The organism is Paenalcaligenes sp. Me131, assembly GCF_050487225.1.
Lineage (GTDB): Bacteria > Pseudomonadota > Gammaproteobacteria > Burkholderiales > Burkholderiaceae_B > Paenalcaligenes.
Genome location: NZ_JBKQGY010000001.1, coordinates 1387694 through 1402337, shown reverse-complemented (window position 1 = coordinate 1402337; position 14644 = coordinate 1387694). Strand labels below are relative to the sequence as shown.

Sequence of the window (14644 nt, the reverse complement as noted above, 5' to 3'; positions counted from 1 at the left end):
AGAAGAGGTGATGGTGGTCGTTAGACTACGGCTACGACGCGAGCTACAACTACGCTAGACATCACTGGAGGTGCTATAGATGAGGGAGGGGGAGGATTAGCCGCATTCACGCGCACACCAGCCGCCCAAGTGGGGCAAGCGCGAGTAGAGTGGTGTGTGGTTAATGACATGAATGGGTTCTGTAAAGTGAACTGTACTTGCCCACTATAACGAGTGTTTTTTACGTGGGCAAGTAGTTTCACGTTGTTTTTACGCTCTGCCTATACGTTGCAGGAGGTTAAGAACCTGTTGTGATCGTTGCTTCCAATCTGCATCCGCAGGCATTTCTATCTTCAGTTTGTCTGGGCCAGAAAAACGTATGTGTTTGTTTTTCTGCACCAGTTCAATCAAGGTAATAGGATCAACATTGGGTTTGCTGGAAAACTGAATATTGGCGTAATCAGCTGTCACATCCACCTTGGTAATGCCTAATGCTTCAGCGACTAAGCGAATGCGGTGTACGGCCATCAAGGTCTGTGCTGCTTCAGGCAGCGGGCCGTAACGGTCTATCAGTTCTTCTTGCAGGCTGTTCAATTCATCGTTATCAGCCGCATGCGACAGTTTTTTGTATAGGCCTAAGCGGGCATGCACATCAGGGCAGTAATCGGCAGGCAATAATGCTGAAGCGCGTAAGTTTACTTCGCAGCCGCTGGTAAATGGGCTGTCTAAATCGGGTTCTTCGCCAGCCTTCAAGGCTTTGACTGCCGTATTCAGCATATCGGTGTACATGGAAAAACCAATTTCTTGGATATTGCCAGACTGATGTTCACCTAGCACCTCGCCTGCACCACGAATTTCTAAATCGTTCATGGCCAAGAAAAAACCAGAGCCCAGCTCTTCCATGGCTTGAATAGCTTCCAGACGCTTCTTAGCATTGCTGGTAATGGCATCCTCACCTGGGGTGAGTAGGTAGGCATAGGCTTGATGGTGAGAGCGCCCTACGCGGCCACGTAACTGGTGTAGCTGTGCCAAGCCCAGCCTATCAGCTCTGTGAATCACAATGGTGTTTGCACTCGGCACGTCAATACCGGTTTCGATAATGGTGGTACACAACAAGACATTAAAGCGTTTTTGATAGAAGTCTTTCATTACGCTTTCTAGCTCTCGCTCTGGCATTTGGCCGTGCGCGACACCTATACGTGCTTCAGGTACTAGCTCTTCCAATCGTGCTCTACGGTTTTGAATGGTCTCTACTTCGTTATGCAAGAAGTACACCTGACCGCCACGTTTTAGCTCGCGCAATAACGCTTCGCGTATGGTGCTACCGTCTTCTCGGCGCACGAAGGTTTTAATGGCTAATCGTTTTTGTGGGGCTGTGGCGATGACAGAGAAATCACGTATGCCTTCTAGTGACATACCCAGTGTACGGGGGATAGGCGTGGCCGTGAGTGTGAGTATATCTACTTCGGCACGTAACGCTTTAAGTGCTTCTTTTTGGCGCACACCGAAACGGTGTTCCTCATCGATGATCACTAAGCCTAGGTTTTTGAACTGCACGCTGGACGACAAAATCTTGTGCGTGCCAATGACGATGTCCACTTGCCCTGACGCTAAGCCATCAATGGCTTGCTTGCTTTCTTTGCCTGAGCGAAAGCGCGATAGCTCTGCCACACGTACAGGCCAGTCGGCAAAACGGTCAGTAAAGGTTTGTGCGTGCTGCTCAGCCAAGAGCGTTGTGGGGCACAACAACGCAACTTGCATGCCATTTGCTACCGCGAGAAACGCAGCGCGTAAGGCCACTTCGGTTTTACCAAAGCCTACATCACCACAAATCAGCCTATCCATTGGGCGGCTAGAGCGCATGTCATCCAACACCGCATCAATAGCACCTTGTTGATCAGGTGTGGCTTCAAAACCGAAGCCTGCCGCAAATTCTTCGTAGTCACTAAAGGGGAGCTTGTACTCATTGCCGGTGCGCAGCGCACGTTTGGCGTACAAATCTAGCAATTCGGCTGCCGTGTCTCGCGCTTGTTTAGCCGCTCGGCGACGTGCTTTTTCCCATTGCCCTGAACCCAATTGGTGCAAGGGTGCAGAGTCTGCGTCGGTACCGCTGTAACGCGAAATCAGATGCAGTTGCGAGACGGGTACGTATAGGGTGGCCTCTTTTGCGTACTCTAGATGCAGTAGCTCCATTGGGCCTTCGCCTAGATCCATTTCTATCAAGCCGCAGTAGCGTCCAATACCGTGCTCGCTGTGCACAACGGGATCGCCTTCACGTAGCTCGGACAAGTCGCGCACCATGGCTTCCACATCAGTGGTTTTTTCTTGTTTGCCACGGCGACGGTGAGCGCGAGCTTGGGTTGGATATAAATCGTTTTCGGTGAGGATGCTAATGGCAGCGTCGTGCAAGGCAAAGCCTTGGGAAAGCGGCGCTACTACCAGTGCAAAATGGGCGTCTGATTGTAGGAAGTCTTGCAGGTCAGCGGGGATGGATGGTACGTGTACACCAAACTCTTGCAGCATTTGCCCTAAGGTTTCACGTCTACCCGCAGAGTCCGCGCACAACACCGTGCGGCGTTTGGGGTCTGTGATCTCTCTACGTAGTGCCGCCACAGGATCTTCGGCACGACGGTTCACAGCGACTTCTGGCAACGCCTCGAAGTCAGGGTGGGGAGCGCCAGTTTGCAGACTCAGTCTTGGGTATTCTTTGAGTCGTGAGTACAGCTCAGTTTCATTCAGGAATAACGCATGAGGAGAGAGTACAGGGCGCTCTCTGTCGGCATTTAAGAAGGTGTAGCGGCTATGTGTGTCAGTGTGAAAGTGCTCAATAGCTTGAGCGAGATCGCCATGCGTTACTATCAGAGCCTGATCACTGATGTAATCAAATAAGGTAGCAGTTTCTTCAAAAAACAGAGGTAGGTAGTATTCCACGCCAGCAAACGCAATGCCGTTGCCTATGTCTTTGTAGGGTAAAGCTCTGGAAGGGTCACCCTCGAACACCTCCCTAAAACGACTGCGAAACAGGGTGCGGGCAGCCTCATCCATGGGGAATTCACGCCCCGGTAGTAACTGCACTTCAGGCACGGGATACAGGCTGCGCTGGGTGTCGGCATCAAAAGCGCGTATGGATTCTATTTCATCGTCAAACAAATCCAGCCGGTAGGGCAGCGCCGAGCCCATAGGGAAGATATCAATCAGCCCACCGCGTACGCAGAATTCACCGGGTGCGGTAACTTGGGTGACGTGATTATAATTAGCCAGCACCATCTGTTCGCGCAGTTGGTTTTCATCCAGTTTGTTGCCTTGCTTAAACGAAAATGTATAAGCGGCTAAAAAGGACGGTGGTGCCAAACGGTACAAGGCCGTGCTAACCGGTACAGTTAGTACATCGACGGTTTTTTGCTGCAGGGCATGCATGGTTTGCAACCGTGAAGACACTAAGGCTTCATGCGGTGAAAAACCATCATAGGGCAGAGTTTCCCAGTCAGGAAACTGACGTATGTTTACACTGGGAATGAATAAAGGTAGTTCGTCGGCCAGTCGTGATGCATCCAACGGGTTGGCACAGAGAATGACTAGGGGGCGTGCACTACGCTGGGCTAAATCAGCCAGCAGACAAGCATCGCCAGAACCAGGTGGTAAAGACTGGGTATAGCGTTGCCCTGGCTTCAGGGATTTCAGCAACTCGCCAGTGCTGGGTAAAGACAGAGCGGCAGAGGTGTTGGATGAAGTCAGGGAGCTCATGGTAAGGGATGATATGAGTAAAAAAATTATTGCAATTGTACCGGCAGCGGGCGTAGGTACGCGGGCTCGCCGAGGTGGTTCGGTGTTGTTGTCCGCCACAGTGCCTAAACAATACGCCTTGATAGGTGGTGAACCTATGTTGCGCCGTACTGTGCAAGCGCTATTGCGTGAACCACGCATTAGTCAGATAAGGGTTATTGTAAGCAGGGAAGACACTTGGGTGGAATCTTGTTTACAAGGTATGGAGCGTACTGTGTGGCGTCACTGTGGTGGCGATACTCGTGATCAAACGGTACGCCAAGCATTAGAAGATTTAAAAGCCGATGATGATACGTGGGCGTTGGTGCATGATGCCGCGCGTCCTGGCGTGCCAGTGGAAGATTTGGATCGCCTGATTTCTACGTGTTTAGAGCAGGATCAAGGTGGGCTGCTAGCGTGGCCTGTAACCGATACGGTGAAACGCCAAGGGCCGTTGCAAGATGACCGACTGGCGCGTAGTGAGCAAACGGTGGATCGTGATGGTTTGTGGTTGGCACAGACTCCACAAATGTTCAAAGCTAATTATTTGCTGGAGTGTTTGCAAAAAGCACAGCAACAAGGCGCTAGCATTACAGATGAAGCCTCTGCGGTAGAGTTACAGGGTGGTCAGCCGTTATTAATACCAGGCTCTAAGCGCAATTTAAAAGTGACGTGGCCAGAAGATTTTGAATTGATGGATAGGTGGTTATAAGCCATGGATATTCGTGTAGGACAGGGGTTTGACGTGCACGCTCTGGTAGAGGGGCGTGATTTGATCATTGGTGGTGTCACCATTCCGCATACGCATGGTTTGGCAGGGCACTCTGATGCCGATGTATTGCTGCATGCCGTGACTGATGCGCTGTTGGGTGCGGCTGCGCTTGGGGATATAGGGAGACACTTTCCAGATACCGACCCTCGCTACAAAGGGGCTGACAGCCGTGTGTTGTTGCGCGATGCGATGGCACTGGTGGCTGGCTTGGGTTGGAAAGTCGTGAACGTGGATGCTACCGTGCATGCCCAAGCCCCCAAAATTGGCCCGCATGCTGCTGCCATGGTGGCGAATATTGCCGCTGATCTATCCTTGGAAACGGATCGGGTCAACATCAAAGCAAAAACCAACGAAGAGTTGGGTTATTTAGGTCGCAAAGAAGGCATAGCCGCCACAGTGGCTGTGCTGTTGTGGCGTGACTAGCGCTTAAGAACTGCTGCGTTTTAAGCGTGGAATAGTGATGCGCACTAATAAACCTTGGGGCGGATGTGAAATCAGCTCCAAGGTGCCGCTAACGTGGCCAAGTAAACGCTCTACAATAGATAGCCCCAAGCCGGCACCACTCACGCCGGTTCTGGCGGTGTCACCACGAGAGAAGGGACGCAATAAGCGTTGTACCTCATGTGGCTCAATCCCCACCCCTTGGTCTTCTACCGTAATTTCTATACTGTTGCCGCGCGTTGAGGCCGTCAGGTGTATGTTGGCTTGATTGGTTAAGGGACTACGACCATAACGTCTAGCGTTTTCAATCAAGTTACTGACTATACGTTTCAAGTCGTTGGCTTGAATACGGGCCAGCAGAGCGGTTTCAATTTCTGCGGTGAGCGTGCCACCCAAACTTTCTGTGTGCGAGCGCTCTCTATCTATCAGCTCTTGTAAGGCGTGGGAAACATCAATGCCTTCCTCAGGGACGGCGCCAGCAGGTCTGGCATATTCCATGAGCTGACCAATACTGTGATCGATTTGTGCTAAGTCTTCGTCAATCGCGTGGCGCGTTTCGTCACTGACGTTGCTCAACTCAATTTCTAGACGCATGCGAGCCAGAGGGGTGCGCAAGTCGTGTGAAATACCGGCCAACATGATTTCTCGGTCGGCCTCCGCTTGGCGTATGTCTCGAGCCATACGGTTAAAGGCAACGTTTAATTCGCGGATTTCATTGGGACCGCGCTCGGGTAGCGGAGACGGGGTTTCGCCACGCGCCAACTGTTGGGCGACTTTAGCCAGTCGTGCCAAAGGATGGTTCACAAAGCGCACACTAACAGCAGCGCCGATCAAGGCTAGCAGTAATGCCGTAATGGCCCACCCTAGCCACTCAGGGCCAGCAGTAAGGCTTAATTGTTCGCGGTCAAAGACCAGCCAGTATTTATCGTCATTGATATCAAAAGACACCCAAATGCCAGGCATTTGGTTTACCGACCACATCACCAGTGTTTGGCTGCCTAAGCCTGCACGGATTTCCCTGTATACCTCTTGCCAGTAGTTGGAGCGTTGTAGCGGCTCAAGCGTGTCATTGCTGTCGCGTGGCTGTACGCGCAAACCTTCTTTGGTGGCGAGATCCAGCAGTAGAGCAGGGCGCACGTGTGGCGGGGCATACATCAATGCAGAACGGGTGATACTAACGGCGGTTGTCACCCTCTGAGCCATCTGTCTGGCTCTAGGGCCTTCTTCCATACTGAAAAACACTTGCAACCACGCGCCTAGACTGATGAGCATCAGTGCAGCAAGTAGCAGGAAGGAACGACTAAATAGGCCAAGAGAAAAACCAGATCGCTGTTGCGATCTGGCTTGTGGGGACGATGGCGGTGGTGAAGTATACATACCTCAAGTCTAGATCAGTTTCCACCATCCGGTATAAATACGTAACCTAGTCCCCAGACAGTCTGAATGAAAATAGGTTTAGAAGGGTTGGGTTCTATCAGTTTACGCAAACGGGAAATCTGTACGTCCAGACTACGATCAAATGCTTCATACTCACGACCGCGAGCCAATTCCATCAACTTATCGCGTGACAGAGGGATTTTTGGATGACGGGCAAATACTTTCAGTACAGAGAACTCGCCAGTAGTAATAGGTACTACTTCTTCACCTTTAGTTAGGGTGCGAGTAGACAGGTTCAATGTATACGGACCAAACTCGATGGATTCATTTTCTTGGCTAGGGGCGCCGGGGTGTTCTTCAGTGCCACGTCTGCGCAAAATCGCGTTAACGCGCGCAAGCAACTCACGAGGGTTGAAGGGCTTGATGAGGTAGTCGTCGGCACCCATTTCCAGACCAACAATACGGTCAATTTCCTCGGCTTTGGCCGTAAGCATGATGATGGGCGTGTTATCATGCCCACCACGTAAGCGGCGGCAAATTGATAGGCCATCTTCACCTGGAAGCATTAGGTCTAGTACCAACAGATCGAAGTGTTCACGTTGCCAGAGTTTGGACATTTCTTTGCCATCCTCAGCAACAAAAACATTAAAACCTTGTTCCGAAAGATAACGGCGTAGAAGGTCGCGCAGTCGGGGATCATCATCGACGACGAGAATTTTACGGGATAAAGGTTGTGCTTGTGTATTCATAATGAAGGTGACTGGCTCCGTGTTGTTCGCATCAGTGCTGTTTCAGAAATTTAACTGATTCAGACTCAGGTGTACGAAATGTTAGGGGAAGACCATCGCGAAACGCCGTGTTTTCAAAGGCCGCTAGTGTGCAATTTTATAGATGTAACAGTGCTTGTAAAGCCCTTCTCGTAATTGTTTTGTAGTTCTTTGTTAATGACAGAAAAGACGTAAAATAACGCTATGCAAGTACATATTTTGGCTTTAGAAACATCAACATCAGTCTGTGGCGTCGCGTTGTTAAGCCTGCGTGGTGAAACAACGCAGCTCTACGTACGTCGTCACGAAGGTAGCAGTGAGCACGCAGAGTTTCTGCTGCCCATGGTAGAAGAAGTGCTGGCTGAAGCAGGCGTAAAACGGCATGAAATCTCAGCTATCGCCTTTGGGCAAGGCCCCGGAGGCTTTACAGGATTACGAGTTGCCTGTGGTGTGACGCAGGGGTTAGCCTTTGCATTGGGTTGCCCCGTTGTACCCATTCCATCGCTCTTGGCTGTGGCTGACGCGCTAGAGAAAGTACCAGGTCAACTAGAGGTTGTAGCCTTAGACGCTAGGATGCAAGAGCTCTATGTGGCGGCCTATAGGTACGAGGAAAAGTCCAAAACCTGGGCGTGCTGTTACAATTCGTTACTAATTGACGCTCAAGTTTTGCCGGATTGGTTGACGTACATACGTAACCAAGAAAATGAAGAGGGTACTATCCGAGTAAGCGGAGACGCGTTGGTGGCATTTCCTGATCTCGTCGCCAACCTGCAAGCTATGCCAAGTATACAGCTAGGAGACACCGCTAAACCGGATGTTGAAGCTGTTGCGCATTTAGGGTTACGTGCATTTCTGGCTGGCGAAGGTATTGCTGCCGAATTAGCCGCACCTAGTTACGTACGCGATAAAGTCGCCTTTACGACCGCAGAGCGCGAGCAGGGCTTGGGCGGTAACCCAGCGGCAGCGTGGCGCCCTGCGTGAGCGAGACAAGGATACTGAACATGACCCATGCAGTAACCATTCGAGAAATGAAACTGGCAGATGTGGCGGTAGTAGCTGGCATTGAAGCGCAGGTGCAACAGTTCCCGTGGAGTGAAGCGAATTTTCGTGATAGCTACCTCGCCTGTCATGTCATGTTTGTGGCAGAGGTCGAGACAGCCGTTGTGGGCTTTATGGTTATTATGATGGGGCCTGATGTGGGTGAGCTGCTGCTGATAGGCGTAGACCCCACATGGCAATCTCAAGGTGTGGGTTCTGCTTTGCTAGAGGCAGGCGAGCAGTTGGTGCGCCAAAAAGGGCGTGAAGCCCTCTTGTTGGAAGTCAGACGGTCTAATCAACAAGCACAAGTGTTTTATGCAGCTAGAGGCTATTGCCAGATTGGTATGCGCAAAAATTACTATCCAGTAGATGAGCAACAGCGTGAAGATGCGTTGTTGCTGCAAAAAGATTTGGGCGTAGAGTAGTTATGGACGTTTCGGCTTCACCGCGTGTGGTATTGAACTCAGTGCAACTAGCTTGGCTGCAAGAGCTGGGGGTGGAGCGTACCCATTTGCATCGCCTAGGTGCAAGTGTAGAGACAGCCCAAGCCGCGCCCTCGGCAGCCACAGCAACGCCGGTTACGTCAGGTTCTACAGCTATGGCTGAGCCAGCAGTAGAGCAATCGGCAGTTCGTACCGACGTATCATCGTCAGCACCAGCACTAGCACCAGCGCCAGCGCCTCAAACTGAAAGTGGTTTGAAAGCGGCAATTCAGGCTCTGCGCCAAGCGGCTGGCATACGTCAAAATGCACGCGCAGAAGATGACTCCACCGTAGCGGTGGCGAGTGCACCTGCTGAAATTCCCAATACTTTCTCAGCGCTACAAGAGGCTGTGCAGCAGTGTCAAGCGTGCGGGCTTCATCAAATGCGTTCGCAAGCCGTATTTGGCAAAGGGGATCCTCAGGCACGATGGTTAGTGATTGCCGATGCGCCAGGTGATGTGGACGATAGGCACGGTGTTGCCTTTGATGGGCAGGCTGGTGAGTTGCTGCAAGCCATGCTTACTAGCGTGGGCTTAGGTGAGGCAGAGCATAGCTTCATTACCCATTTGGTGAAATGCCGGCCCTTAAATAACCGTATGCCTGAAGCTGACGAGATTACAGCGTGCAGCCCTTATACGCTCAAGCAGATAGAGCTAGTACAGCCAGCGTTTATGTTGGTGTTGGGGCAAATGGCAGCGAATCAACTGTTGAACAATAACAGTGATATAGAAGAGCTACGAGAGAAGGTGCATCACTGGCAGTCGCCGCAGGGTAAGGCCATTCCGTTGATCGTGACCTATCACCCTGCTGCTCTGTTATTGCGTCCACAGCATAAAGCGAATGCGTGGCGTGATCTAGCGTTGGTTAAAGCCCTGAATCAACAGGGCTAAAACTCAATACAGTTTTTATTGACAACGGTGGCGGCTTAGTGCGCGACCGTGGCCTTTTTGGCCAATTTGTCGGCGCAGTTGTGGGAACTTGTTATGGTTATAACGGCTCCAGCGAATGAACAACAGCATCAGGCTGGCAACTAGTAAACCAAAGATCACAATAATCACGTTGATAGGCAGGTTCAGCCACAGCATCAAGCTGTAGATAGCCAGCATCAACAAGATGTTTAATTGCTCATTGAAGTTTTGTACCGCAATGGAGTGGCCGGCTGATAGTAGTACGTGACCACGATGTTGCAGCAAGGCGTTCATAGGCACGACAAAGAAGCCTGACAGGGCGCCAATCATAAGTAGCAGAGTGTAGACGGCCCAGGGTGAGTAGACCACAGGCATCAACAATACTACCAAGCCCATGAGCACACCCATAGGTAGCACTTTAAGCGAGTGACGCAGTGGGATTTGGCCAGCACAGACAGCACCAATCACCGTACCGAAGGCGGCCACACCCATCAAGATAGTGGCTTCATCAAGGGTGTAGCCCAAGTGCTGCGCACCCCATTCAATAACGATCAATTGCAGCGTGGCACCGGCACCCCAGAATAGGGTGGTGACAGCAAGAGAAATCTGACCCAACTTGTCGCGCCACAGCACCAGTACATAAAAACGGAAGTCACGCAGTAAGGCAATAGGGTTGGTTTTTTGTTTGGGGTATTTGATATTGGTGTTGGGGATCATCAAGTTGCACAACGCTGCGGCAATATAAATACAACCAATGACCAAGATGGCGATCTCTGCGCGGTTTTGCGCAATGCTGGTAATGCCTGGCAGTTGCTGCAGGTAGTGATACACCTCAGGCGTGATGAGCACACCGCCCAATACCGTACCCACAATAATGGACAACACGGTAAGGCCTTCAATCCAACTATTACCTTTTACTAAATCCTGAGGGGGCAGCATTTCGGTCACAATGCCGTATTTGGCAGGCGAGTATGCTGCCGCTCCTATCCCTACTAGGGTGTAGGCAAAGAAGATGGTGAACAGCTGTATGGCCGTATCGTTAGAGATGAATTGATAGGCAAACATCAAGGCACAGCCTAAGATTTTTACCGAGTTAGTGATGAACATGACGCGGCCCTTAGGGTACGCATCAGCAAATGCACCTACAAAGGCTGCTAGCACTACGTAGGCAAGTGCAAACCACCACTTCATCATGGGAAGCATCCAACTGGGACCTTGCAAGTCAGCAATCAGGGCAAATGCTGCAATCAGCAAGGCGTTGTCGGCAATGGACGACAATGCTTGTGCGCCCATGACTAGATAAAAACCTCGTTTCAAAATTTTTCCTTATTGGTAGCCTTACCGTCATTGTAAGGCATGCGCTTAGCCCTGTAGGCCTTACTAGGCGCGGTATGATGCAAAATTGAAGCCAAAGAGCCAAATCATATATCAGTATCAATATTTTGATGAGTAGAATTTGGCGCGGGCGCTGTGTGCGGTATCATTACGTTTTTGGCTTTTAGCATCACGAGATAATTGGTGAATTTGTGTCAATTCGGTGATGTTGCTAGCTTTTCGCTAACGCTTGTTTGCTGAACTCGTGCGTTTAACTCAAATAAAACTTGCTGGATTCAAGTCGTTTGTTGACCCTACCGTTATTCCTACTCCTAGCCAGTTAGTAGGGGTAGTAGGGCCAAATGGCTGTGGAAAGTCCAATATTATCGACGCCGTACGTTGGGTGTTGGGTGAAACTCGGGCCTCAGAACTGAGGGGCGAGTCTATGCAAGACGTTATTTTTAACGGTAGTGGCAATAGAAAGCCCTCTGCACGAGCCTCAGTAGAACTGGTCTTTGATAACAGTGAAGGCCGTGTGGGTGGGCAATGGAATACCTACTCCGAAATTTCGGTAGGTCGTGTGCTGACACGCGATGGCACCAGTAGCTATTTCATCAATAATCAGCAAGTGCGTCGCCGAGACATCCACGATATCTTTTTGGGTACCGGTCTGGGGGCGAGGGGCTACGCTATTATTGGTCAGGGCATGATCAATAGGCTGATTGAAGCCAAGCCCGAAGAATTGCGCGTGTACCTAGAAGAAGCCGCTGGTGTGTCCCGCTATAAAGAGCGGCGCAAAGAGACTGAAAGCAGGCTGTCTGATACGCGTGAGAACTTGACCCGTCTTGATGACATCATGGGTGAGTTAGAGGATCAGCTAGAGCGCCTACACAAACAGGCTGAAGTGGCGATGCACTATAAATCGCTACAAGAAGAGGGCGAGCTTAAGCAGCACTTATTATGGTTGCAGCGTGAAAGTAGTGCCAAAGACGATCAGCAAAAGAAAAGCATAGCGATAGAACAAGCGCAAACGGACGTAGAAGCGGCTATAGGTGGATTGCGAACCGTAGAGGCGCAATTGGAAACCTTACGTCAATCACATTTTGATGAGGGTGATGCGGTACACAAAGCGCAGGCCGCCGTGTATGAAGCGGGTACCAGAGTCAGCAGCTTAGAGGCTGAAATACGTCACGTGCAAGACACGCGTAATCGCATGCAGAGTCGACGCTCGCAGTTGGGGGCACAACAGCAAGAGTGGCAAGAGCAGCAAGAATATTGTGCCGCAGAGTTGGAAGAATTAGCCGCCCAGCAGGAAGAGGCCGCAATACGAGTGGCTGAGGCAGAAGCGGCGACTGAGCATGCGCAAGGTTTATTGCCTGAACGTGAAGCGCAATTGCAGGAGTTGTCAGCAAAGCGTGATGGCTTGCGTCAACAATTGGCTCGTATAGAGCAAAGCCAAGCGGTACGCGCACAAGCCGTACAAGATATGCAGCGTCAGCGCCAGCAATTGTTGCTGCGCAAAGAGCGGCTGGAAAAAGAACGTTCAGAGCATCAAGGGCCTGACGATCATGCATTGCAGCGTTTAGAGGGCGAGAAGCAGTTGCAGTCACAGCAGCTAGCCAGTGCGCAACAAGCGTTGCAAGAACAAGAGAGCGTATTGCCCCGCCACGAGGCAGCACGTACGCAGGCGCAACAAATATTGCAGCAACATCAAGCTGAACATGCACGCCTAGAGGCTAGACTAAATGCATTGGTGCAGTTGCAAGAAGATGTGCAACGCCAAGATAAATTAGAGCCATGGTTAGAGAAGCATGGCTTAGCGAGTGGCAGTCGCTTGTGGCAGCAGCTAGGCATAGAGCCTGGCTGGGAAACAGCCGTTGAGGCCGTGTTACGTGATCGCGTAGGTGCTGTCTCGGTTGCTGACCTAACAGTGCTGAAATCGGTGCTGAACTCAGAGCCGCCTGCCCGAGTAGAGTTTTATAGCTTGCCTGCTTTGGCTCCTACCGGGGCTGCCCCAGCAGAGAGTCTGTTGGCTAAGTTGCGTTTGCCTAATCCTGCACTGCAGCAGTTATTGCAGGCATGGTTGGGGCATGTGGTGGTGTGCTCTAGCCTAGAGCAAGCGTGGGATAAGGTTGCGACTCTCGCGTCAGGTCAGGTGTTGGTTTGCCCTGAAGGGCATTTGTTGGATCAGTACTCTGTGCGTTTTTATGCACCTGATGATGCGCAGGCCGGGATTTTGGCGCGTCAGCAAGAGATTGTGAACTTGCAAAAGCAGTTGCGTGCGAGCCAGCTGGATTTGGAGCAATACAAAGAAAGCGAGCAGAAGGCGCATCAAGGCTGGCAGCAGGTTTCACAACAGTTGCCTAGTTTGCGCTTGCGGGTGGGCGAGCTTACCGAGCGTTTGCATACCGTACAGTTAGAACATGCCAGATTGCGCCAAGAGGCCGAGCAAAGTAGCGATAGGCTGCAGCGTTTGTCACAAGAGTTGCTTGAGCTAAGCCAGTCAGAGGAAGAACTCATTGCGAGTTTGGAAGACTCTGAACTACAGGCTGAAGAGCTGCAAGCGCAACGTGAGGTCTTGCAAGAGCAGTTAGAAGATCAAGAGGCGCTGTTGGAGCGAGTCAGCACTGAGCTGCAAGAGATTCGTCAACAGTGGCGCGATAGAGAACATCAAAGCCAAGAAATACGTCACCAAGAGCGCTTATTGCAAGCTCGCTATGAAGAGCTGTCGCGTACCCAGCGCTTGGCTAAGGAACAGTTAGAGCGTGCGGCGGCAGAGCTATCGGGCTTACAGGGTGAGCTGACCGTGATGGATGTGGACGCGGCACAAGAAAGCCTACAAGAGGCGTTGATGCTGCGCGCGGAAAGGGAAGAGCATTTGTTGGTGGCTCGTACGCGCTTAGAGCATGTGGCAAGTAGTCTGAAAACAGCCGAGACTGAACGTGCCAGATTAGAACAGGTGGTAGAGCCACTGCGTCAAAAAGTGACCGAATTGCAGTTGCAAGAGCAAGCCGCCAGATTGTCGGTAGAACAATTCACCGAAATGCTGGACGAGCGCAAAGTAGATAGGCAAGCGTTACGTGAGTTACTGCAAGAAAAGCCAGAGCAATGGCAGCGTTTAGGGTGGTTGCAGTCCGAAGTTCAGCGGGTGTCTAGGCAGATCGATGCCTTAGGTGCTGTGAACTTGGCAGCGCTAGAAGAGTTGGCAACTGCAAAGGAACGTAAAACCTACCTAGATGGACAGCATGAGGATTTGACACAAGCGATTGAGACGCTGGAAAATGCCATCCGTAAAATTGACAAAGAAATTCGAGAGCTGTTACTAGGCACCTTTAATGTAGTGAATGGGCACTTTGGTGAGCTATTCCCTAAATTGTTTGGTGGTGGGGAGGCCAAACTCATCATGACTGGCGATGAAGTACTAGATGCTGGTGTGATGGTGATGGCGCAGCCGCCAGGTAAACGCAATAGCACGATTCACTTATTGTCTGGTGGTGAGAAAGCGTTAACGGCGACAGCGCTGGTGTTTGCATTGTTTAAGCTGAATCCAGCGCCATTTTGCTTGTTGGACGAGGTGGATGCGCCATTGGATGATGCGAATACTGAACGTTATGCACGTTTGGTGAGCAGCATGAGTGACCAAACGCAGTTTTTATTTATTTCTCACAATAAAATAGCCATGCATATGGCAAAGCAGCTTGTTGGGGTTACCATGCAAGAGCAGGGGGTTTCACGTATCGTGGCCGTAGACGTGGAGTCTGCGATTCAGATGGCTGAAGCGTAACGGGCAGGTTAACGAATTTT

The 14644-nt window shown here is 51.1% G+C and carries 11 protein-coding genes; 6 read left to right on the top strand and 5 right to left on the bottom strand.

Annotation, left to right across the window (positions count from 1 at the left end):
* Nucleotides 1–20 precede the first annotated feature (20 nt).
* Entirely contained in the window at nt 21–170 is a 150-nt protein-coding gene (locus ACLPHM_RS06865; RefSeq protein ID WP_430220498.1) for a hypothetical protein, read from the bottom strand.
* 79 nt (nt 171–249) lie between these two features.
* Nucleotides 250–3723: a transcription-repair coupling factor gene (gene mfd / locus ACLPHM_RS06860; protein ID WP_430220497.1), complete on the bottom strand. Its 3474-nt coding sequence runs from the start codon at nt 3721–3723 to the stop codon at nt 250–252.
* Nucleotides 3724–3736: 13 nt separating this feature from the next.
* On the opposite strand from mfd, the gene ispD reads away from it, so the two are divergent.
* Nucleotides 3737–4453, top strand: coding sequence for a 2-C-methyl-D-erythritol 4-phosphate cytidylyltransferase (gene ispD / locus ACLPHM_RS06855; RefSeq protein ID WP_430220496.1), 717 nt, complete (start codon nt 3737–3739; stop codon nt 4451–4453).
* 3 nt (nt 4454–4456) lie between these two features.
* Nucleotides 4457–4936, top strand: a complete 480-nt coding sequence (gene ispF / locus ACLPHM_RS06850) for a 2-C-methyl-D-erythritol 2,4-cyclodiphosphate synthase (RefSeq protein WP_135861445.1) — start codon at nt 4457–4459, stop codon at nt 4934–4936.
* Between the two features lie 3 nt (nt 4937–4939).
* Here the strand turns inward: ispF and ACLPHM_RS06845 are convergent, their stop codons facing one another.
* Nucleotides 4940–6331 carry a sensor histidine kinase gene (locus ACLPHM_RS06845; RefSeq protein WP_430220495.1) on the bottom strand — a complete coding sequence of 464 codons (1392 nt, stop codon included), beginning with the start codon at nt 6329–6331 and terminating at the stop codon, nt 4940–4942.
* A gap of 14 nt (nt 6332–6345) precedes the next feature.
* Nucleotides 6346–7080, bottom strand: a complete 735-nt coding sequence (gene ompR / locus ACLPHM_RS06840) for an osmolarity response regulator transcription factor OmpR (protein WP_430220494.1) — start codon at nt 7078–7080, stop codon at nt 6346–6348.
* A gap of 222 nt (nt 7081–7302) precedes the next feature.
* On the opposite strand from ompR, the gene tsaB reads away from it, so the two are divergent.
* The 3 genes from tsaB to ACLPHM_RS06825 are packed head-to-tail and all read left to right on the top strand — an operon-like array spanning nt 7303 to nt 9508.
* Nucleotides 7303–8079 (top strand): tRNA (adenosine(37)-N6)-threonylcarbamoyltransferase complex dimerization subunit type 1 TsaB, encoded by a 777-nt coding sequence (tsaB, locus tag ACLPHM_RS06835; RefSeq protein WP_430220493.1) that lies wholly within the window; start codon nt 7303–7305, stop codon nt 8077–8079.
* A 20-nt stretch (nt 8080–8099) separates the two neighbouring features.
* Nucleotides 8100–8561 carry a ribosomal protein S18-alanine N-acetyltransferase gene (gene rimI, locus ACLPHM_RS06830; protein ID WP_430220492.1) on the top strand — a complete coding sequence of 154 codons (462 nt, stop codon included), beginning with the start codon at nt 8100–8102 and terminating at the stop codon, nt 8559–8561.
* A gap of 2 nt (nt 8562–8563) precedes the next feature.
* The gene (locus ACLPHM_RS06825; RefSeq protein WP_430220491.1) at nt 8564–9508 is read left to right on the top strand and encodes a uracil-DNA glycosylase; all 945 of its coding nucleotides are present in this window, start codon (nt 8564–8566) and stop codon (nt 9506–9508) included.
* Between the two features lie 15 nt (nt 9509–9523).
* On the opposite strand, the gene lplT is transcribed toward ACLPHM_RS06825, so the two are convergent.
* Nucleotides 9524–10843 (bottom strand): lysophospholipid transporter LplT, encoded by a 1320-nt coding sequence (gene lplT / locus ACLPHM_RS06820; RefSeq protein WP_430220490.1) that lies wholly within the window; start codon nt 10841–10843, stop codon nt 9524–9526.
* 262 nt (nt 10844–11105) lie between these two features.
* On the opposite strand from lplT, the gene smc reads away from it, so the two are divergent.
* Nucleotides 11106–14624: a chromosome segregation protein SMC gene (gene smc, locus ACLPHM_RS06815; RefSeq protein WP_430220489.1), complete on the top strand. Its 3519-nt coding sequence runs from the start codon at nt 11106–11108 to the stop codon at nt 14622–14624.
* Nucleotides 14625–14644 lie beyond the last annotated feature (20 nt).